At 53.0% G+C, this 21575-nt stretch carries 18 protein-coding genes; 10 read left to right on the forward strand and 8 right to left on the reverse strand.

Going from position 1 to position 21575, the window contains the following annotated elements:
• Nucleotides 1-73: 73 nt before the first annotated feature.
• From IEW06_RS03695 to IEW06_RS03710, 5 genes are all read left to right on the forward strand, one after another.
• Nucleotides 74-1744: a hypothetical protein gene (locus IEW06_RS03695; protein WP_188547473.1), complete on the forward strand. Its 1671-nt coding sequence runs from the start codon at nucleotides 74-76 to the stop codon at nucleotides 1742-1744.
• A gap of 152 nt (nucleotides 1745-1896) precedes the next feature.
• The gene (locus tag IEW06_RS03700; protein ID WP_187733842.1) at nucleotides 1897-2109 is read left to right on the forward strand and encodes a hypothetical protein; all 213 of its coding nucleotides are present in this window, start codon (nucleotides 1897-1899) and stop codon (nucleotides 2107-2109) included.
• Nucleotides 2106-2660 carry an ABC-three component system protein gene (locus IEW06_RS03705; RefSeq protein WP_187733841.1) on the forward strand — a complete coding sequence of 185 codons (555 nt, stop codon included), beginning with the start codon at nucleotides 2106-2108 and terminating at the stop codon, nucleotides 2658-2660. The genes IEW06_RS03700 and IEW06_RS03705 overlap by 4 nt, the downstream gene beginning before the upstream one ends.
• A gap of 1 nt (nucleotide 2661) precedes the next feature.
• Nucleotides 2662-2895, forward strand: a complete 234-nt coding sequence (locus IEW06_RS20970; RefSeq protein WP_373285333.1) for an ABC-three component system middle component 6 — start codon at nucleotides 2662-2664, stop codon at nucleotides 2893-2895.
• Complete coding sequence (locus IEW06_RS03710; RefSeq protein WP_187733840.1) at nucleotides 2886-4577, forward strand: DUF2326 domain-containing protein; 1692 nt, start codon at nucleotides 2886-2888, stop codon at nucleotides 4575-4577. The genes IEW06_RS20970 and IEW06_RS03710 overlap by 10 nt, the downstream gene beginning before the upstream one ends.
• A gap of 72 nt (nucleotides 4578-4649) precedes the next feature.
• Here the strand turns inward: IEW06_RS03710 and lpdA are convergent, their stop codons facing one another.
• Both lpdA and IEW06_RS03720 read right to left on the reverse strand, forming a co-directional pair.
• The gene (gene lpdA / locus IEW06_RS03715) at nucleotides 4650-6056 is read right to left on the reverse strand and encodes a dihydrolipoyl dehydrogenase (protein ID WP_187733839.1); all 1407 of its coding nucleotides are present in this window, start codon (nucleotides 6054-6056) and stop codon (nucleotides 4650-4652) included.
• Between the two features lie 253 nt (nucleotides 6057-6309).
• Nucleotides 6310-7971, reverse strand: a complete 1662-nt coding sequence (locus IEW06_RS03720) for a M1 family metallopeptidase (RefSeq protein ID WP_223284826.1) — start codon at nucleotides 7969-7971, stop codon at nucleotides 6310-6312.
• A 139-nt stretch (nucleotides 7972-8110) separates the two neighbouring features.
• Here IEW06_RS03720 and IEW06_RS03725 point away from each other — a divergent pair, with 139 nt between their 5' ends.
• Nucleotides 8111-9076, forward strand: a complete 966-nt coding sequence (locus IEW06_RS03725; RefSeq protein WP_187733837.1) for an EamA family transporter — start codon at nucleotides 8111-8113, stop codon at nucleotides 9074-9076.
• Nucleotides 9077-9266: 190 nt separating this feature from the next.
• The gene (locus IEW06_RS03730) at nucleotides 9267-9620 is read left to right on the forward strand and encodes a group III truncated hemoglobin (RefSeq protein WP_187733836.1); all 354 of its coding nucleotides are present in this window, start codon (nucleotides 9267-9269) and stop codon (nucleotides 9618-9620) included.
• A gap of 102 nt (nucleotides 9621-9722) precedes the next feature.
• On the opposite strand, the gene odhB is transcribed toward IEW06_RS03730, so the two are convergent.
• From odhB to IEW06_RS03745, 3 genes are all read right to left on the reverse strand, one after another.
• Complete coding sequence (odhB, locus tag IEW06_RS03735) at nucleotides 9723-11507, reverse strand: 2-oxoglutarate dehydrogenase complex dihydrolipoyllysine-residue succinyltransferase (RefSeq protein ID WP_187733835.1); 1785 nt, start codon at nucleotides 11505-11507, stop codon at nucleotides 9723-9725.
• A 164-nt stretch (nucleotides 11508-11671) separates the two neighbouring features.
• Nucleotides 11672-14527, reverse strand: a complete 2856-nt coding sequence (locus IEW06_RS03740) for a 2-oxoglutarate dehydrogenase E1 component (protein WP_187733834.1) — start codon at nucleotides 14525-14527, stop codon at nucleotides 11672-11674.
• A 217-nt stretch (nucleotides 14528-14744) separates the two neighbouring features.
• Complete coding sequence (locus IEW06_RS03745) at nucleotides 14745-15938, reverse strand: L-dopachrome tautomerase-related protein (protein WP_187733833.1); 1194 nt, start codon at nucleotides 15936-15938, stop codon at nucleotides 14745-14747.
• Between the two features lie 548 nt (nucleotides 15939-16486).
• Here IEW06_RS03745 and IEW06_RS03750 point away from each other — a divergent pair.
• The gene (locus tag IEW06_RS03750; protein WP_187733832.1) at nucleotides 16487-16864 is read left to right on the forward strand and encodes an RlpA-like double-psi beta-barrel domain-containing protein; all 378 of its coding nucleotides are present in this window, start codon (nucleotides 16487-16489) and stop codon (nucleotides 16862-16864) included.
• A gap of 39 nt (nucleotides 16865-16903) precedes the next feature.
• Here IEW06_RS03750 and IEW06_RS03755 read toward each other — a convergent pair whose 3' ends face one another.
• A complete protein-coding gene (locus IEW06_RS03755) occupies nucleotides 16904-17920 on the reverse strand; it encodes a hypothetical protein (protein ID WP_223284825.1) in 1017 nt (338 codons plus the stop codon).
• Nucleotides 17921-18078: 158 nt separating this feature from the next.
• Nucleotides 18079-18480 carry a hypothetical protein gene (locus tag IEW06_RS03760; RefSeq protein ID WP_187733831.1) on the reverse strand — a complete coding sequence of 134 codons (402 nt, stop codon included), beginning with the start codon at nucleotides 18478-18480 and terminating at the stop codon, nucleotides 18079-18081.
• Between the two features lie 232 nt (nucleotides 18481-18712).
• On the opposite strand from IEW06_RS03760, the gene IEW06_RS03765 reads away from it, so the two are divergent.
• Nucleotides 18713-18997 (forward strand): hypothetical protein, encoded by a 285-nt coding sequence (locus IEW06_RS03765; protein WP_187733830.1) that lies wholly within the window; start codon nucleotides 18713-18715, stop codon nucleotides 18995-18997.
• A gap of 58 nt (nucleotides 18998-19055) precedes the next feature.
• Here the strand turns inward: IEW06_RS03765 and IEW06_RS03770 are convergent, their stop codons facing one another.
• The gene (locus IEW06_RS03770; protein WP_187733829.1) at nucleotides 19056-20609 is read right to left on the reverse strand and encodes a hypothetical protein; all 1554 of its coding nucleotides are present in this window, start codon (nucleotides 20607-20609) and stop codon (nucleotides 19056-19058) included.
• Nucleotides 20610-20810: 201 nt separating this feature from the next.
• Between IEW06_RS03770 and IEW06_RS03775 the strand changes: the two genes are divergently transcribed.
• On the forward strand, nucleotides 20811-21569 hold the full coding sequence (locus IEW06_RS03775) for a hypothetical protein (RefSeq protein WP_188547475.1): 759 nt from the start codon (nucleotides 20811-20813) through the stop codon (nucleotides 21567-21569).
• Nucleotides 21570-21575 lie beyond the last annotated feature (6 nt).

The following is a 21575-nucleotide window of genomic DNA, read 5'->3' on the forward strand; positions in this document are numbered from 1 at the left end:
GGGGGCAAAATAACCTCGGCTGCTTTCCAGCAAACCCGTATTTTGCACTCTCTTGTGTTTTCTATTCTATTTTATGTCATGCATATCGTTTCGAGCTTTTCTCTGTGGTATTATTCTTCTGTTCACTACCCGCGCCGCCTCCGCCCAAAGCGCACCGCTCGATACAGAGCTAAACACCTTCTACGACCAACTGAACGCCTACCGCACCGCCCGCTACCAGCCACTGCCGGACCTGGAGGCGCTGCAGCTGCCCTCCACCTTTTCGGGGGCCGATTTGCAGGCCCTGCGCCTGAAGGAGCGTCACATCGTGCGGGTTGATCTGGTGTACACGGCCTTTCGCCTGAACCCCACGTTCAACCAGCGCCAGCTCAACCTCAGCCGCCTCCGCAACCTGGCTGCTGGCGTGCCGGGCTTGGTGCAAGATGAGTCGGTGACGTGGACGCTGGTGGAGCAAACCGGCTGCAACAGCCCCACCGAGTGCCAGCCGTTTTTTCACGGCTTTGTGGTGTACGTAACCCGCCACGCCACCGCCGCCACCAGCCGCGCCGACCTCGACAGCCTCACCCACAAGCTGCGCCTTCTAGAAAAGAGTCGGCCGAAAGCCGCCAAAAAGAGCCAGGGCAAAGCCGTAGCCTGCAATTTGCCCCCCAGCCGCTTCACCTACCGTCAGATGGCCCGCAGCCTGCGCCAGAGCTACAAGTGCCCCCAGCGCGACGCCCAGATTGTAAAGTTTGAGCTGAAAGTAAACGCCGACGGCTCCGTGCAGGCGGTGAAGGTGCTGCCCACCGCCAAGCCTCTGTGCACGGCCGAGCTGGAAGCGGCCATCCGCAAGAGCGTGGGCTTCCACTCCGGTTTTCCCATCAATGGCAAAACGTTTCCCTTTGTGGCCAAAGGCGCGGTGCGGCTTCCCATCGGACCCTTGCAGCTGCTGGGCGAGGCGGATATGGGCTTTACTCATTTCGCCCTCCCCGATTCGGCGGCCCGGCTCTACCGCGTCTTCCTGAAAAAGAAGAACAAGCAGCACAAAAACGACTACTGCGAGGCCCGCATTACCAAAGCCGGCGAACTGCTGGCCACCGCTGATACCGCCGCCGTAGAGCTGCCCCTGCCCGCCGATGCCAACGTAGTAGCCCGCGTGATGCAGCGCCACCCCGAGTGGCCGAAGGAAGTGGTAGTGACGGACGCCACCGGCAGCATGTTTCCCTACACCTTCGACCTGCTGGCCTGGCTACAGCTCAGCGCCCTCGAAGACAAGAAAACCTTCGTGTTCTTCAACGATGGCAACGACCAGAACGACAAGGACAAGCGCGTAGGCAAAACCGGCGGCCTTTATCACGTAAAAACCGACAGCTACGAGGCCATCAAAAACAAGCTCATCGAAACGATGAAGGCCGGCGGGGGCGGCGACGCGCCCGAAAACGACGCCGAAGCCCTGCTCTACGCCCAGCAGCTCACCGGCTCCGACTCTCCCGACCTCATCCTGATTGCCGACAACTACACCTTCCCCCGCGACGCCAAGCTCCTCAAAAACACCACGGCCCACGTGCGCATCATCCTCTGCGGCGTGCGCGACTACGTCAACCCGCGCTACCTCGCCCTGGCCCGCCAGCACGGCTTCTCCCTACACACCATCGAGGGCGACATCGAGGACCTAAGCAAGCTGCTGGAAGGCGAAACCATCACCATTCAGGGTCAGCAGTATCTTGTGACGAAGGATGGGTTTAAGCTGGTGCAGAAGACATAGGTGTTTACCTGTTATTGCTGCTGGACAACATCCTGAATTGCAGCTAACGAAGCTTACGTAGCATTTAATTTAGTTAAGCAGCTAATGAATTTAGCAAATACACGCTCACTTTTGATACCTTTGGACAAGACCTTAACATTTATACAATCACAATGAGCGAAGAATTTATCAAATTCTCTGGCTGGGCTATTGCCGCAGCATCTTTAGTCGTGAATATTTTACAACTACTGAAAAACAATGATTTAAAGAAGGAGATTAACTCGTCCACTCAAACTGTTGGAGCAAACGCTAGGGCGAATCAACAGACTAGTTCTGGGTCTGGAAGCAACTATGCTTCAGGAAGAGATATCAACGTTGGAAAATGATAGATCAAACTAGCTCAGGGCTTGGGGATAATTTTGCAGCACTAGGAGACATCAATATCTTAAAGGAGAGCAGGAATATTACTAGCAACCTTTCAAAATTGATCAACATTCTTGGAAAAAGACTTGCAGACAATAACCCTACTAAACAGGAAAACGAACCTTTTACTATAGAAAAGAAGATTGCTTATAATAATGTAAAAAAATACAAACCTATAATAGACGAATACGGACTTTTTGTTGGCAAGTTATCTGCAATATATAAAGAACATGATCAGCAGAATACTAATATGACATATTTCACGTTAGCTAATATCAGGCAGCATTATTTAAAAGTAAAAGGAGATATTATTAGTGCAAATCCTGGGCAAGATGAGTTATCAATAATACAAACGCATGCTGATAGTATATTTTCAGAAGTTGAGAAAAGATTATTGAATGAAATCAACAAAAGCTCAAATATTACTGAACCTTACGAAATAATAAATGTTTCATTACTGGTAATCATGATTGATGCCTTTATGAGATGCAAAATACTTGAAGAACCTAATTAAGATGCTTCTACCTAAAGACACAAATCCCAAGAATAGCATTTATTTTTACGGAGCTATAGTGTGCAACAAATTAGAAGAAGTGAAAGAAGGGGAGATAGACTTTCTTGATTTATTTACAAAATCGAGAGAAGAAAGCGAAATATCATTGCAATCGTTCGTACTTACCTTAGATTGGTTATTTATATTAGGGTTAATTAAACTGGACAAGTTTGGCTTGATAAAGAAATGTTTTTAAAAAATCTCAAAATTGAGAATGAGGCCAAAGTAGTAAGGGAAGTCCTTTTTCACAAAGGACTCAATCTTATTATTGACGAAACTCCTACCGATGCGCTCCAGCAATCCGGAAATAATGTCGGCAAAACAACTGTTTTGAAGTTAATTGACTTTTGTCTTGGTGGTGACGGAAAGAACATTTATAACGACTCAGAATTTAAAGAGAAGAGTAATGTCGATGTTGAAAACTTCTTAAAAGACAATAATATTATAATTACTTTAATTCTTAAAGATGATTTAACCAAACAAGATAGTGCTGAAATAATTATCAGAAGAAATTTCTTAAAACGCTCTGAAAAAATACAGGAAATCAACAATGAAAGCTATAATGACAAAGATTTTTTAGAGAAACTCAAGTCACTTGTATTTCATTCCAGTTCTGACAAGCCTACCTTTCGTCAGATAATTGCTAAGAATATACGTTACGAAAAAAGCAGATTAGATAATACTATAAAAGTACTTCATATAACTACAAAAGCAGAAGAATACGAAGCATTATACCTTTTTTGGCTTGGAATTGATACTAATACCGCTAACAAAAAACAGAAGCTACAGTATCAAAAATCTACTGAAGAAGCCATACTAAAAAAACTAAGAAAGGAAACATCACATTCACAGATAATTCAGGCATTGTCTGTTATCAATAGAGATATACAAGAACTCAATTTACTAAAAGACAATTTCAGCGTCAATGATGATTATCAAGAAGATCTAAACAGACTTAATATCATCAAGGCGGAAATAAATAAACTATCAACTGAGTTAGCAAGATTAGCCCTTAGAAGAGATATTATTCTTGAAGCAAAAGATGAGATTGAAAAAGAATACGCAAATATTAACACAAAGCAACTTGAGGAGTTATATAAAGCAGCCAATGCATTCATTCCTAAGATGCAGGCTACTTTTGAAGAGATGCTAGAGTTTCACAATAAAATGTTACAGGAAAAAGTAAAATTTATAAGTTCAGAAATTCCCAAATTAGAACAAGATATAGTTAATACTAATCAGCTTATACAAGTCAACGTTAATAGTGAAAGATCTATTTCACAAAAACTCATCAAACTTGGAGCGATTGAGGAATTGGAAAACATAATTCAATCACTCAATAAAAAATATGAGCAGAAAGGCAGATATGAAGAACAGCTTAGACAGTGGAATGAATCAACAGAAAAACTTGAAGAAATAGAGAAAAGCCTAATAAACATAAATAACGGCATCGCCTCTTTTGAAATAGACTTAGAAAAAAGCATTATTGAATTTAATAAGTTCTTCTCCAAAGTATCGGAAAAGCTTTACGGAGAACAGTTTATTTTAAGTCAAAATAAAACAGAGAGAGCTTATGAACTTAAAATTGGTTCTGTAGGAGGGCTTGGGACAGGCAAAAAAAAGGGACAAATCGCTGCGTTTGACATAGCCTATATTCAGTTCTGTGATGAGAACGATATACCTTGTGTTCACTTTATTCTACATGACCAAATTGAGAATATTCATGATAATCAACTTACGCTAATTGCAGATGTTGTTAGCAAATCAAATATACAATTTATTGTACCAGTGCTAAGGGACAAACTTCCTCCTGATTTGAACCCTGAAGATTATAAAATTCTTTCCTTATCTCAGAATAATAAACTTTTCGGAATTTAAATTACGCACAAATAAAAGAGGCCGTAGCTCTAGGAGCTACGGCCTCTTTTACGTTTCTATTTTACAGCAGAACTACATATGAATCGCCCGATTCTCCGTGGCGGCTAAGCACGCTTCCTTCATAGCTTCCGCATACGTCGGGTGGGCGTGGCTCATGCGGGCTACGTCCTCGGCGGAGGCGCGGAACTCCATGGCGGTGACGGCTTCGGCGATGAGGTCGGCGATGCGCGGGCCGATCATGTGCACACCCAGGATTTCGTCGGTTTCCTTGTCGGCCAGCACTTTCACGAAGCCGTCGAGGTCCATGGAGGCGCGGGCGCGGCCAGAGGCGCGGAAGGGGAAGGAGCCGGTTTTGTAGGCGCGGCCGGTTTCCTTGAGCTGCTCTTCGGTGTAGCCCACTCCCGCCACTTCGGGCCAGGTGTACACCACGCCGGGGATGAGCAGGTAGTTGACGTGGGGCTTCTGGCCGGCAATGGTTTCGGCCACGAATACGCCTTCTTCTTCGGCCTTGTGAGCCAACATTGCCCCCCGCACCACGTCGCCGATGGCATAAATGCCCCCCACGTTGGTTTGCAGGTGCTCATCGACCTTGATGCGGCCGCGCTCTTCCAGCTCAATGCCGGCCGCTTCCAGGTTCAGGCCCTGGGTGTAGGCCGAACGGCCCACGGCTACGAGGCAGTAGTCGCCCTCAAACTTCACTTCCTCGCCCTTGGGGTTGGTGGCGGTCACGGTCACGGTGTCGCCCTCGCGGGTGGCGCCGGTTACTTTGTGGCTGAAGAAGAACTCGATGCCGATTTTGCCCAGCACGCGCTTCAGCTCCTTGCCCAGGGCGCGGTCCATGGTGGGGATGATGGCGTCCATGAACTCCACCACCGACACCTTGGCGCCGAGGCGAGCGTACACGGAAGCCATTTCCAGCCCGATAACGCCGCCGCCGATTACCACCATGTGCTTCGGCACCTCCCGAATGTTCAGGGCCTCGGTGCTGGTGATGATGCGTTGCTTGTCCTGCTGAATAAAGGGCAGCACGGTGGGCTTGGAGCCCGTCGCGATGATGACGTTTTTGGTCTCAATCTGCTGCTCTTCGCCTTCGCCGGTAGGCGTGATTTTGATATGGGTCTTATCGACGAAAGAGCCGAGGCCCTGAATCACGTCGATCTTGTTTTTCTTCATCAGGTACTGAATGCCGTCCACGTTGGCTTTCACCACACCGTTTTTACGGTCAATCATCTGATTCATATTCACCTGCAAATCACTCAGCTCAATACCATGCTCCTTGAAGGTGGTGTGGGCATTGTGGTAGTGCTCGGTGCTGTCGAGCAGGGCCTTGCTGGGAATGCAGCCCACATTGAGGCAGGTGCCGCCCAGCGTAGGGTATTTCTCAATGATAGCGGTTTTGAGACCGAGCTGGGCGCAGCGGATGGCCGCCACATAACCGCCCGGCCCCGAGCCGATAACGGTAACGTCGTATTGGTTCATATTCAGCAGGTGAATTCAATGGAAATCAACGGCCACGAAGGTACGCAAGGCGAATTTGTGAAAAGTGAAATTGTGAAGGGGTGAGTTTTATGACGTAGAACGTCATGCAGAGCGGCCGCGAAGCATCTCGCTCGCTGACGTTGCAATACTAATCAACGAAGCGAGCGAGATGCTTCGCGGCCGCTCTGCATGACAGACGTAAAAAATAGCAGAACGTCAAACTCACAATTTCACCACTTCACAAGTTCACCTCTTACTCCACCAGCACGCCGATGTAGTAGTTCTCCGTGTCTACCTCCAGATTGTCTTTGGTAAGACCCGGCAAGCTCAAGGGTTGAAAGGAAGTAGTGAGAGGCAGTGTGCTATACTCGCCGCCTTTTTGGCGCACCCGAATCGGGAGGGCAAAGCCGGGCACATTCGCTATCCAGCGGGCTTCAGATTTGCCTTCCACGAAGCGAACTTCCAGCGTAGGCAGGGCTGAGTGACGTAGGTATTGGTCGAAAACAGGGGTGAGGTCCTGGCCGGTTTGCTTATTGAAGTAAGCAATGATTTGGTCGGTAGTGACGGTTTGGTGGTAGAAAGTGCTGGACAGGCCCCGGAGCAGCTCACGCCACTTTGCGTCATCGGGGACATAGGCCGTGCGTATCATATTGAGCAGGTTGCTGCCCTTATCATACATATCCGATGAGCCTTCCCGGTTTACCTCGTAAGGTCCGATGATGGGTTTGTCGTTACGAATGTTGCGGCGCTGCCCATGGATGTACTGTTGGGCGGCTAGCTTGCCAAACTGGCTTTCCACAAACAAGGCTTCGGAGTACGTAGTGAAGCTTTCGTGAATCCACATGTCGGCTATGTCCTTGCTGGTGATGTTGTTGCCAAACCACTCGTGGCCGCTTTCGTGTATGATGATAAAGTCCCACTTCAGGCCCCAGCCCGTGGCCGAGCGGTCGGCGCCGAGGTAGCCGTTCTGGTACTTGTTGCCGTAGGCCACGGCGCTCTGGTGCTCCATGCCCAGGTGAGGTGTTTCTATCAGCTTGAAACCATCCTCATAAAATGGATAAGGCCCAAACCAGTTTTCCATTGCCTTGAGCATGGGCTTCACATTGGCCGCAAACTGCGTTTTGGCTTTAGCCAGGTTTTCGGGCAGCACCCAGTAGTCAAGCGTCAGCTTGCCTTTTTCGCCGGTGTATTCGTCCGCGAAGTGGGTATAGTCGGCCACGTTGAGGGCCACGTCGTAGTTGTTGATCGGGTTGTTCACAAACCAGTCGAAGCGGGTAGCGCCGCCTTTAAGTTTAGTGGTTTTGCGCAAGCGGCCGTTCGAGATGTCCTTGAGGCCTTTGGGCACCGTTACGCTGATGAGCATGCTGTCTACCTCATCGGCCTGATGATCTTTAGTGGGCCACCAGATGCTGGCGCCCACGCCCTGGCAGGCGGTAGCCACCCACGGCTTGCCCTTGCCATCCTGCGTGAACACGAAGCCGCCATCCCAGGGGGCATTTTTGGCCACCGTAGGCTGACCGGAATAGTAAACCCGAAACTCGGCCCGACTACCCTTCTGAATAGGCGCCGGAAACGTGACGAACACGGCATTAGCCTCTCGCGTGTATGGGACCGGCTTGCCTTGGTATTCCACTTTCTCCACCTTCAGATTGGCAAACAGATCAAACTGCAGACGGGTGAAATCCTGGGTGGCCGTGAAGTGAAAGAGGTTGGAGCCGCTGATAGATTTATTGGCTACATCCAGCTTTACATCGAGGTGGTAATAGTTGATGTCGTAACAGGTGCGGAGCGGCGTGAGCGCGCCGCGCAGGGAGTCGGCGCGGGTAAAGGCGGGCTTGGGTTGCAGCAGTTGGGCCGAGGCCCCGAGGGAGCAGCTTAGCAGGGCCGCCAGAAAAAGCAGAAAGGTAGAACGCACAGCAGAGAAGTAATGGGAGTACATGGCAAAGAACGCCAACCTGACCGAAACGCGGCAAGCCGGGAGCTTCGTAGTAGAGCGCAGCTAGCAGCCCCGCCAAAACCGCCGTAGGTTTGCAGCCTCATTCTCGCTTCGCTTCATGTCAACTTCTGCTACCTCCCCTACCCGCCTGGCTTTGGTGCTCGCTTTTGCAGCGGTATATATCATCTGGGGCTCCACGTATCTGGGCATCCGCTTCGCCATCGATTCCATTCCGCCTTTGCTGATGGCCGGTACGCGCTACGCGCTGGCAGGCGTGCTGCTGTACGGATTTATGCGCCTGCGCGGAGCCCCGCGCCCAAGTGCGCAGGGCTGGATTACGGCGTTCATTATTGGAGTCTGTTTGCTGGGCTTCGGCAACGGCGGCGTGACTTTGGGCGAGCAGTATATTCCTACTGGTATGGCCTCGCTGCTGGTAGCCACGGTGCCCATGTTTCTGGCGGTGCTTGGCTGGATGAGCGGCGTATCACAACGCCCGACGGCGCTGGTGGCACTGGGGCTGGTGTTCGGACTGGGGGGCGTTTATCTGTTGGCCAGCCATCCGGGAGCCTCTCACGTGGCCTTGCCCGGGCGGCAGGGAACCGGCATTACCATGGTGCTGACGGCAGCTTTGGTGTGGGCCATCGGGTCGCTTTATTCCAAGAAAAAGCAGGCGGCGGCTTCTCCTTTTGTGGCCGGCGGCATGCAGATGATTTGTGGTGGTCTGGTGATGCTGGTGGTGGGCCTGCTGCGCGGCGAAGCCAATGGGTTTGAGCTGGCGCAGGTCACGACGAAATCGTGGTGGGCGTATGCTTACCTGGTCAGCTTTGGCTCTATTGTGGGCTTTACCGCTTATATCTGGCTACTGCGGGTAGTAGAGCCGGCCCTGGCGGGCACATACGCCTTCGTCAATCCGGTGGTGGCTGTGCTTCTGGGCTGGGCCTTCGCGGGCGAATCGCTCAATATAAGCATGCTGGGCGGCGCGGCGCTGATTGTAATAGCGGTGATGCTGGTAGTGCTGGGCGGCCGGAAAACGCAGCCTAAAACAGTTGAAAGTGAAGCCGTTGAGCTTGAATCAAAAAGATAAGCTAATGAAGTATTTGCTGCGCTGTGCAAATTCCCTTTTCAGACTCAACAGTATAATTTATTTAACATTAAATTGAATTAATAATCTCAGATTGTGTATGTTTACTATGGGCACTCGCCACGCTTAACATAGCGGAGCAACGGTGTCGGAATCTTGTCGTATGTATCACTCTACCGCTATTTAGCTACTTATGCCAACTGCTCTTCCCGACATCCGTACCGAAGGTGACATCAAGGTTTTGGTAGATTGCTTCTGCCAGAAGGTAAACCAGGATGCGCTGCTCTCGCCCATCTTTAGCGCGGTGGCCGCAGTGCATTGGCCCAACCATCTTACCTCGCTGTATGACTATTGGAGCAGCACTCTGTTTGGCCGCACCAATAGCACTGGTCAGCCCATTCCTCAACAATTAGCTATGCCAGCCCGCAGTCAATACCAGCGCCAGTGGATTGGCTTATTCAGCAAGGCGGTGGAAGAAAATTTTGCAGGTGATAAGGCTGAGGAAGCTAAGGTGAAAGCCCGAAGCATAGCCCTTTCTGCCGAGTAGCTTTCCGCCCCCTATCCACAGCCAGATCCGCGTAGCTTACGTCATAAAAAAGCCCCCCAGCTATGGTAGCTGGGGGGCTTTTTTTGCGTCCATTCTAAAGCGCTACACTCCTAGCAGCAAGCGCGTTGGATCTTCCAGCAATTCTTTCACGCGCACCAAGAACGACACCGACTCGCGACCATCGATGATGCGGTGGTCGTAACTCAGAGCCAGGTACATCATGGGGCGAATCACGACTTGCCCGTTCACGGCTATGGGGCGCTGCACAATGTTGTGCATCCCCAGAATAGCCGACTGGGGGGCATTTATGATGGGCGTACTCATCATAGAGCCGAAAACACCGCCGTTAGTGATGGTAAACGTGCCGCCGGTCATTTCCTCGATGGTGAGCTTATTATCGCGGGCTTTCACAGCCAAGCGAACTACCTCTTTCTCAATGCCTTCGAAAGACAGCTGCTCCGCGTTGCGAATCACCGGTACTACCAAGCCCTTCGGCGCTGATACCGCGATGCTCACGTCGCAGAAGTCATTGAATACGATATCGGTTCCGTCGATCTGAGCATTTACGGAGGGGAATTCCTTCAGGGCTACGCAGCAGGCCTTTGTGAAGAAGGACATAAAGCCCAAGCCAACCTGATGCTTCTCCTTGAATTTGTCTTTGTACTTGGTACGCAGGTCCATGATAGGCTGCATATCCACCTCGTTGAAAGTGGTAAGCATCGCCGTCTCATTTTTCACGGCCACCAAGCGGCGAGCCACGGTCTTGCGCAGGTTGCTCATCCGCTCGCGCCGCTGGACACGCTCACCGGCTGGTTGAGCGCCGGCAGGAGCCGCTGGCTGCGCACTGCTTGCCGGTGCAGCAGCCGGAGTTGGAGCTGGTGCAGCTGGGCGTGCCTGGGCGTTTTGCGCGTCTTCTTTGGTGATACGGCCGTCACGGCCGGTGCCTTGTACGTCAGTAGCGGCAATACCTTTCTCACCGAGGATTTTGCCGGCAGCCGGCGAAGGAGTGCCCGTGGCGTACGTAGCGCTACCCGAAGCGGCAGCGGTGGCAGGCTGAGCCGACGTCGAACTTGTCCCCTGAGCAGCGGCTGGTGCCGGTGCAGCCGGAGCTGCTCCCGCAGCGGCACCGCTACCACCCTCAATGCGGGCAATTACCGTCCCGATGGCAATCGTCTGACCTTCCTGGGCTGCGTGGCGCAACGTGCCAGCGGCCTCGGCGGGCAGCTCAAATGTCGCCTTATCTGACTCCAACTCAGCAATTACCTCGTCGCGCTCTACTTGGGCGCCGTCGGCTTTCAGCCACTTAGCTACCGTTACCTCCGTGATAGACTCGCCTACGGCCGGAATCTTCATTTCTTTCACCTCGCCACCGCCAGTAGCTGGGGCGCTGCCGCCCGTGGCAGGCGCAGTAGGCTTATCGGCTGAGCCAGCGGTCGAACCACCGTAACCTGATTGGTCACTGGCCTGCGGATTTTGCTCACCCTGAGTAATCGGATCTTTTGCGGACTGGGGAGCTTTTTCAGCCGACGCGCCTTGGCTGCCATTGCTGCCCGACTCCTTTTGGCCGGGCGCTACGGGGTCAGCCTGAGGCTGGGCCAGCGTGGCATCTTTGGCCGGTGCTGCGCCTCCAGCGGCCGGGGCAGCGCCATTGCCCTCGCCGCCGATATTGGCAATGACGGTGCCGATACCAATCGTTTCGCCTTCGGCCACCAGAATCTGCAGCGTGCCATCTGCCTCGGCAGGCAGCTCAAAGGTCGCCTTATCCGATTCCAGCTCGGCAATTACTTCGTCGCGCTTCACGGCCGCGCCGTCGCTTTTGAGCCATTTGGCAATGGTCACTTCGGTGATAGATTCGCCGACGGCGGGGATTTTAATTTCCAGACCCATAGGTGGAACGGTTGAAGAGTTTCGGAGGGTGATAGTTTAGGCGGCAGGCGTACTGGCTGCCACAATTACTGATGAAACAAAAAAGCGAATTATGCTGAAAATATAGAGCTGGGGGCTTTTTCAACGAACCTGTGAGTGCGCGAACAGCCGGTTCGCGCACTCAGCTAGTCCTGCTTCTTTGCTACTTCTACGGTGCCTTTGATATTTTCGGCGTCTACCTCGGCAGATGCAATGCCGAAAGCGCGGGCCACAATGTCCTTCTGCTCCTTCACGTGCACCTTATTATAGCCGGTAGCCGGCGAAGCCGACGGCTTGCGGGCAATCACGTCTTCCAGCTCGCGGCGCATGAAGCGGAGCAGGTAGTTCCAATAGCCCATGTTCTCGGGCTCTTCCTGAACCCAATATATTTTGGCCTTCGGGTACTTGGCCAGCTCTACGCTCAGCTGCTTTTGGGGGAAAGGATGCAGCTGCTCCAAACGCACGATAGCCACATCCTTATGCTGAGACTTTTGCTGCTCTTCCAGCAAGTCGAAGTACACTTTGCCTGAGCACAGCAACACCCGCTTTACCTTTTTGGCATCGGCGTACACATCACCAAGAACTTCGCGGAAATTGCCCCCCGTAAACTCTTCCACCGGCGACACGCACAGCGGATGGCGCAGCATCGACTTGGGCGACATTACTACCAGCGGCTTGCGGAAGCTCCACGTCAACTGCCGACGCAGGGCGTGGAAGAAGTTGGCTGGTGTGGTAATGTTGGCTACCACGATGTTATTCTCGGCAGCAAGCTGCAGGAAACGCTCAGGGCGAGCGTTGGAGTGCTCCGGGCCCTGGCCTTCGTAGCCGTGGGGCAACAGCATCACCACTCCGTTCATCCGCTGCCACTTGCTCTCCGACGACACAATGAATTGGTCGATCATGGTCTGGGCGCCGTTGGCGAAATCACCGAACTGCGCTTCCCAAACCACCAGAGCGGTGGGGTTGGCCATGGCGTAGCCAAATTCAAAGCCCAACACGGCATACTCACTCAGCAAGGAGTTATAAATCCGCAGCTTCTCCTGTCCTTCCCCGATGTGATTCAACGAGTTATAGGGTGCCGAAGTCTCCGCGTCGTGCAATACGGCATGGCGGTGCGAGAAGGTACCGCGCTGGCAATCTTGTCCGCTTACACGCACAATGTGCTGCTCCTGCAATAAGGAGCCATAGGCCAGCAGCTCGGCGGCGGCCCAGTTGAGAATGCGCGTTTCGAAGAACATCTTGCGGCGTTCCTCCGTGAGCTTCTCAATCTGCTTCAGGGGGCGGAATCCTTCGGGCAGCGTAGTTAGCGCTTTGCCAACTTTGGCAATGGCCTCCTCACTGATGCCCGTCTCGGGCGACTGCTCAAAGTCTTCGTTTTTGGCCCGGCGCAGGGTGCGCCATTCATTTTCGAGAGCCTGATAGTTATACGGCAGCGGCTTCTGCTTTACCATATCCAAACGAGCCTGCAGCATCTCGCGGAACTCGCGGTCCATCTGGTTGGCTAGCTCCGCATCTACATCACCGCGCTGCACGAGCATGGTGTTATACACCTCGCGCGGATTTGGGTGCTTCGAGATGATATTGTAGAGCGTCGGCTGGGTGAACTTAGGCTCGTCCGACTCGTTGTGGCCGTGGCGACGATAGCACACCATATCAATGAAGATATCGGCGTGAAACTGCTGACGGTACTCAGTAGCCAGGCGCACGGCAAATACCACAGCCTCAGGATCATCACCATTTACGTGCAGCACCGGCGCATCAATAATCTTAGCCAGATCAGTGCTGTAGATACTGGAGCGGGCATCTTCGAAGTCGGTGGTAAAACCAACCTGATTGTTGATGACAAAGTGAATAGTACCACCCGTTTTGTAGCCTTCCAGCAGCGACATCTGCGTCAGCTCGTAGCCAATACCCTGGCCGGCTAAAGCGGCGTCGCCGTGAATCAGAATAGGCAGAATCTGGTGGTAATCGTCGTTGTACTGGTGCTCAATTTTGGCGCGCACAAAGCCTTCTACCACCGGGTTAACTGCCTCCAGGTGAGAAGGATTGGGGGCCAATTTCAGATTTACTTTATGCCCGGCTTCGGTGTCAACTTCCGAAGAGTAGCCCATATGGTACTTCACGTCGCCGTCACCCATAGTCAGGTCAGGCACGGCGGTACCCTCAAACTCCGAGAAAATCTGCTCGTAGGTCTTGCCCATGATGTTGGCCAGCACGTTCAGACGGCCGCGGTGGGCCATACCAATCATCACTTCGCGTACACCCAAATCGGCGGCTTTGTTGATGATGGCATCCAAAGCGGGAATAGTGGTTTCGCCACCTTCCAAAGAGAAGCGCTTCTGCCCTAAAAACTTGGTATGCAGAAAGTTCTCGAACACAACTGCCTCGTTCAACTTCCGCAGAATACGCTTTTTGTACTCAACGCCGGGGTTGAAACTCAATGAGTCCTTTTCCACTTTATCCCGGAACCAGTCCAGAATCTGGGGGTCCCGGATGTACATGTACTCAAAGCCGATGGTGCGGGTATAAATCTTTTCCAGCGCCGCTACGATGTCGCGCAGTTTGGCGCTGGTGCCCAAACCCAACAATTCCCCATTCTTGAAGGGTGTGTCGAGGTCGGCTTCCGTTAAGCCAAAATCAGCGATGTCGAGACGCGCTTTGCGGTCTTTGCGCTCCCGCACGGGGTTGGTTCGGGCTCGTAAATGCCCCCTGCTGCGAAAAGCATGAATAAGGTTGCGAACCTGCGTTTCCTTATCGGCGGCTACTGTGTCCACAGCGCGCACTGCTTCTGCCTCATTCGTAGAAGCAGGTGTAGCTAACACCCCTGAACCGGTGGGCTGGCCTGCTTGGCCATCACCATCAGCAAACTGCTGGGAGAAGTCGAAGCCTTCAAAAAACTTGCGCCAGCCGAAGTCCACTGATTCGGGATCTTGCTGGTATGTCTTGTAAAGCTGGTCTATGTAGTCGCCGTGGGCATTGGCGATGTAAGAGTAAGCGTCCATTCGTAAAGGAGCTAAGTGAGTCAGGGCAAATGTATATAGCTTATCACAAAGCTAAAAACCCATATTCGGTTCCACAAATACACCTGTAAGTCAAGTGCTTATTTCCGTACCCGCAATCGTTACGATTTGCGATGTAGCCAATCTATTCAAAATAAAAGGAAAGCCCTTCCTCAATTGAGGAAAGGCTTCAATAAGTTAAACCGACGCAACCCAGGAATTATTGCGGAAGAGCAGTCTTGAAAATGCGGTAGGTCTGGTCCTGCTTACCTACACCTTTGTTCCAAGTAGGCGTTTTATGAATGGCCGAGGTCGTGAAATACAAATCGCCATTAGCAGTGATAGCATACGTATCTGGCCACTGAAGCCGGGGCTCTTTAGCTATCGTTTCCAGCTTGCCGGCCGGTGTACGGCGCATAATAGCGTTGTTCTCAAAAGAGGTGAGATAGACGTTATCCTTAGCATCTATCTCCATGCCATCGGTGGCGGGAATGGTACCGACCTTCTCCACCTGGCTGCCCAGCTGCGCTGAGGATAAGGCCGCATTGCGAAGCGCCTCTGTTTTGATGCGGTAAAGCGAGTGGCTGGTGAGCGGCGACCAATACAAGTATTCACCATTACGACTCAGAGCAATACCATCGGCGTGCAAGGCCATGGGCTTACCGGTTGGGTCGATCATGGGATGGCCATCCGCTTTTAAAGTAAGGCCCGGCTCCGGATGCACGGAAGGATGATCAGCTAGAAGGCGGCGTGAAGTGCCCGTTTTTAAGTCCACGACTACAATGGCTCCCATTCCTGACTCGGTGATGTAAGCAAAGTTGCGCTGGGTATCAATGCGTACATCGTTCAGGTAAGACTTGCGCGGCGCCACCGAGGCCGGGAAGCTGATGTTTTGAACAACTTTATTGGTCTTCGGGTCAATCTTAACCAGTTTGGGACCACCGGGCACGGTGGCTTTCAGGCCGGGCGCGGCGGGGTCGAGCACCCATAGCATACCAGCCTGATCGACGTGCACACTCTGGGGGCAGATCCAATGCTTCTGGGGCTCGTTGCGGACGGAATCGTTCCACATGCACCAGCTGGCATCGGGATATGGCTTTACGGAGCCATCCGTGCCGATGACCGCAATGGGATTGACCGGGTTGTTATCCCAACGCGGAAAAACGCCAAATACCCGGCCATCGGGCGCTACCGCCACCCCAACAATCTGGGGCTCGCGAAACTCGGCTACAACTTGTAGCGGTGAGTTGGCAGGAGCAGCGGTTTGGCTGGTAGCAGTAGAGTCGGAATCGGTGCTGCGGGAGGCATTTTCACCCGATGGCGATGAGCAGCTTACTACCGCTCCTACTAATAACAGACCGGTACACAGGGATGTAGCCGAGCGCAAAACGCTGGCCGGGCAAATAGTAACCATAGTAGCTAGAGAGAAAGATAGAATGCCTGGAAAAAGATGAAACCCACCTGCTTTTATGCCAGCAGGCAGATGCTTTCTTACGGCCTGACACAGGTCAGGTTCATGACGCGGGCGCACTTCACTCACATGACCGATGAGGCAGTAGTCGCCTATAGGAGCTCTGAGGCTCAAGCGCTTGCCTTCGTGGGGAAATGAGAGCTGAGTTAATACGTATAAAATAAGGGCAATTTTAAATCAATTAACTACCAAAAACGGCGCTTTCGTCCTCTGCGAGAGGCCGTTGATATACTACTCAAAATCCAGAGCAACCTTTTTTTATAAGTTAGGGTTAACACTTTTCGTCCGCGAAAATTATGTGGTCGGCCCATCCTCTTCGGGCGAGTAGAAGAGTCACCAGATCAACTGTCATGTCTATTGCCTTATTCATCCTAACACTCCTTTTCCCCCCGCAAACAAGTACCTCCGCTCCGCTTCCGCTTACTCCTACTGTTGCCAACCTGACACCTCGGCACATTATATTCGATTCGCCAACACCTGTACCTGCAGTGTTGCCCCGTCGCTTACCCGGTTATAAAGTAACGGCCACCGTGTATTGGGCCGAACCCGGGCAAACTGATTCTGATCCGCTAATCACGGCCGACAACTCCCGCATCAAACGTAACCACTCAAGCAAAGACCGTTGGATAGCGCTTTCCCGGGATATGCTTAAGCAGAACGGTGGCAAGTTTAAATACGGTGATTTAGTGCATGTTAGCGGTATCTCCCCTAAGCTCGACGGCGTGTACGTGCTCCACGACACGATGAATCGTCGCCTACGCCGCACCATTGATTTATTGGTGCACAAAGACGAAAAGCTCTATGGCAAATGGGACAACGTGCGCATCAGCCGCGTGGCCAAGCCTGAGCTACAATGGCAGGCCAGCTAAGCTGCCCGCCCCCAAATTTGCCCCCCAGACTATCTGCTTCTATTCCGAAGCAGAGGTATAAGTTGTCATCTCGCGGGGTTTCCCATCGGGCTGATACAGAAAGCTTAATGGCTCATCCGCATCGCTCAGAATAGCGGTGTACGGTATATGCCAGCGCTTCCACATTTCCTGCAACGACTGTGCGTAGGCTGAGTTTAGCCAAGGCGCAAAAATGCCCCCTGTCACATCGTCGATGAGCGTATCGTAGGTCAGGTGCTGGTCGCCGGGCTGATGCGGGCGTACAAAATAATCGGGAATCACGCCGAACAGATAGGCCGCGTAGTAGACGCGGGCCTTAAATTCGGCCACCTGAATAGGGTGTAGCGGACGCTGTGCGTCGGTGTACACTTGGCGCATGGCTTGCCGAATAATGCCATTATCCATCAGACAAGCCATCAATACCACATTATCGAGCTTGATGCTGAACACCATGGTGGTCAGGTCGTCGTCGTACTCAAAGGCGATGGTGTCTTCGTGCGGAGCGGTTTCCAGAATAAAGATGGAGGCCGGCGTGAAGTCTTCAAACTCGATGGGAACACGCAGGGCCTGAAACGTTTGGAAAAACGCTTGAAAGCGACGGAACATCTGCGCGTTTTCGGCGAGCGGGTAGCGTGGCTTTACCAACGGGTCGAGCTCGGTGAGCAGCTCAGTGGTAAGAATGCCATAAAACATCTTGCCCAGCCACAGAAACAGCGTTTTTTCGGGCAGCGCCTGCCACGCGGCTAGGCCCAGCTTGGCCGTTTGTTCCATTTGCGCCTCCAAGGGCTCCACGTACTGGGTGCGGCACCGTGTGCAGCACGGAATCCGGAGCTCCGGGTAGAAGCGGATGCTTTGGTCGAGCAGCAGAATCTGCCGTTCCGCTAGGCCGTAACGCTGCTGGAGCCAATCGGCAAACACTGGCACTGAGTTGGTGGCCGGATCGGTGGGCGAGCCGCACAAAAAGCAGTGCTTGTCGCCAAACTGCATTCGGGCAGACGGATCGTAAAGCGTGAGGTCGGGCGGTGTGTTGGCAGGCATGTGGCGGAAAGGAATAGAGGCTGCAAAAATAGGTGCTGGCGTGCGTCTTGCTGCCTTTGTCGCTATTACGGCCAGTAAGTCGCTGATTGTGAGCAATACGCAAACACAAAAAAGCTCCCCAGACTGGTCTGGGGAGCTTTTTTTGGTGTCGATTGAGGTTAGCGCGACAGCGACGAGCCCAGCTTGATCAGTACTTTACCCAAGTGATTGAGGGAAGCAGTAAAGTGATTGTTGCTTTCATCGGCTACTTTGTTGGCTTCGGCGCCCAGTGTAGCCAGTGTTTCGGCTATGGCGTGGGGCTCCGTGTCACTATCGTTCAGCTGCTCGCGCAGGGTTTTCATCTCCTGAAGTATTTTGGCCAGACCAGTGCGCTCCGAAGCGCTCAATACTTCTATCCAACGGTCGATTTCGGCCAGCCCGTGCTTATCAGCTTGGTCGGGCACACCGCCGTTGAGCAGCTTCAGCGTATCATCCAGAAGCGCGGCGTTCTGCTGATCGGTCACATCAAGCGGAATGGTGGGCGTGAGGGGCGTTTGGGGGGTTTGGGCGGTGGAATCCATAGGTCAGAGAGGCAAATCAGGAAAGAACGTCTTAGCTATACTGGCATCGGCTCCTAAAAGTTAAGCCAATAGTCGGGTTGCTTGATTCATCGTCTTTACTGCTCGCGTTTGGGTAAGTTTTACGCCGTCTATATTCACTTTTTTAGAAAATTTAGATCAAAGGCGGGTTACTTTCCCTAGGTAACCGGTATGAAGCCATTATCCACTCTCACGACCCTAATTCTTTTAAGCCATGAAATTTTCCTTTAAATCTCTGCTCGTTTTAGCCGCATTTGCTCCTTTCGCTCTAGCTTCTTGCTCAGAGAAGACTCAAGAGAATGCCGAAGCTACCGCTGAAAGTGCTGGCACCGACGCTGCTAACGCAACCGAAAACGCTGGCGACGCTATAGAAGGCGCCACCGACAATGCTGCTGCCGACATCAAAGAAGACATGAAGCGTGAGCCCGGCGACACGGCCGTTGTTCAGAACAAAGAAGCTGACAAGCTTGTAGAAGAAGTTCCTGACAAGAAAGACTAGTTCTGCTCTTAGATTGTAAAAAAAGCCCCCCAGACTCGGTCTGGGGGGCTTTTTGATTTTATGCTGTTTCTTTTTCCTGCGCCTTGACCGCCCCGGCCAGTTCCATCAGCACCTCATAGTAGGGCCGACCCAAGGCACGGGCCTTGAGCCAGGCGTAAAAGCTCATGGCGTGCAAATCTTCCCGCTCGCTATCCAATGGCACCGCGTCTGCCATCTGGCTGACGCGCTCCAGAAAGCTGGGGTGGCGCACGGCGGCGGGGTCGTCCAGGATTTCGCGCACCAGGTTCAGGTAGCAGAGCACGTATTGATACGGGCCGCCCTCGCCAAACCGTTCGCGGAAGCCACGCTCAATAGCGCGCAAGCGGTTCAAGGCCAGGTCGGAGTTGCCGAGTTCGAGCTGCACCAGCATCTCGCCCATATTCTTATTGAACACCCATTCCACGCCCATTTTCTGCTCGCACCAATGGTCGGAGCGGCCGATGCCGATAAGCACTTGGTTGGTTTTGGCAAACTGGTTTTCGGCGAAGTAGTGAAAGCCCAGCCCCAGCCGCGCCGTAAGCTGGTCGGCGGCCGACAAGGCCACCTCGCGCCCCTGCAACAGGTTTTCCAGCAAGCTGATACTCTCGGCGTTGCGGCGCAGAAACGAGTAATTAGCAGCCAGTAGGAAGATATACTTGGGATAAAAATCGGCCATGTAGCTGCGCGAGCCCGCGTACAGTGCCGCCCGCAGCTGCTCCAGATACGCCACCGACTCGGTGAAGCGGCGCGAACGATACAAGGCGTGGGCAATCATATACAGCAGCCCCAACTGGTAGTAGCGGTGGGCGGGCCGGAAGCCGTGGCGCTTCTCCATGAGCGTGTAGCAACGGCGCACAAACGGCGCAAACGACACAAAGTCGCGGCGCACCAGCATGGCACTGCGGGCAATGGACATAAGGCGGTAAAGCAACGACGGGCTGCGCGCAAAGGCTTCCTGCAAATCATACTCGCGCAATACTTCGCGCATAATACCATCGAAGGCCTCGCCGGCCCGGCCCCGGCTGCGGGCCTGCCGCAGCCGCTCCCGAATGAGGCTGTCGGCAATACCGGCGCGCTCCTCTTCGTCGGCCGCCTTTTTATTATGATTCCGGCGGCGAATGATGTCGGCCAGCTCATCGGCATACTCGCTGCCCGCCTGGGCAATCTGCAGGTTATAAATGGTGTTCAGCAGCTCATACTGCTCATTCTGGTGGGCCAGCTTTTCGGCCTTGCGCAGAATGTTCCAGGCCAGGCGGGGTACGCCCACATCAAAAAGGTACTGTGCCAGCGTGAGTTGGCCGCGCACCGAGGACGCCGCCGTCGGGTCGAGTTGGCGCTGGCGCAGCAGCAGGTAATCGGTGAGGTGGCGCATCAGGCGCTTGCGCAAGGCATAGTATGCCACCGCGTTAGGCTCACCGGGGTATAGCTTGGCGAGCAGCTCCTCGGTTGAGTATGCTTTGGCGTGCAGCAGCAATTCGTAGAGGCGCGAATCCATGCGACCATTTACTTTTTTGCGCTGCCGCTGCACGAAGCGGCCAAACTCTTTGCGGTCGTCCGGCGAGAAAGTGACCAGCGTCGTGCGTAAGTCATCCATAAGAGTAGATATAAAAGCTAAATATAGGGATTGGGGGGCTTTTTCTAAAGTCTAATTTATTGGCTTGTACACTATCTGTAAATCAGATTTTTACAACAGGAAAGGGGTCTGTCGAAAGTCTGAAAAACGTGAAAGTTGGTTCGTGTTTTCAGGGGGTAAGTCTGCACCTTCGGACAGGATTTCACCTCACAGCCTACTTATATGAAACGCTTTCTACTTTCCCTGCTGGTGTCCGCCTTCACGGTCATTTCAGCCCAAGCCCAGGACCTGCTCACCAAGCAAAATGGCGAGGAGCTTCAGGTTAAGGTTCTGGAGCTTACACCCACCGAAGTGCGCTACAAGCGCACCGATAACCCCGACGGCCCGCTCATCACTGTTCGCCGCTCCGAGGTATTCATGATTCGCTACGCCAACGGCACCAAGGAAGTGCTGAGCACCAGCCAAAAAGCCCCCCAGATTATCGCCGGCTCGCCCCCACCTCCCGGCCCGGTCGTGCCCGGCGATGAGGAGTCGGCTTATGAGGAGATTCACTTGAATGGTCCGCGCATTGGGTTTACTATCCTTTCGCAAGGCGTTATAAATAAGATTAATGCGCGTGAAAGCAGCTATTTGAAGGATTTAAACCCTTTCATCACTCAGTTCGGCTGGCAGTTTGAAACCCGCATTTTCCGAATGCCCAACGGTACGGCGGGCCTGCTGGAGATAGTGCCGCTGATAGGTGGCTTAGAGCAGGGCAAGTTTATTCCGAGCATCAATGCGCTGGTAGGTATTCGGGGGCCAAAAGGGTTTGAGTTTGGCTTAGGCCCCAATCTGACCCCAGTAAGTGCCAATGTTGCGCTGGCTATCGGCACCTCCTTTCGCTCCAATGGCATCAACTTCCCGGTGAATTTCGCAGTGGTACCCGGCAACGGCGGGGCGCGGTTTAGTCTGCTGGTCGGCTTCAACTCACGGCGGCGCTAAGAGCAC

The sequence above is a fragment of the Hymenobacter qilianensis genome (assembly GCF_014638675.1).
GTDB classification, from domain to species: domain Bacteria; phylum Bacteroidota; class Bacteroidia; order Cytophagales; family Hymenobacteraceae; genus Hymenobacter; species Hymenobacter qilianensis.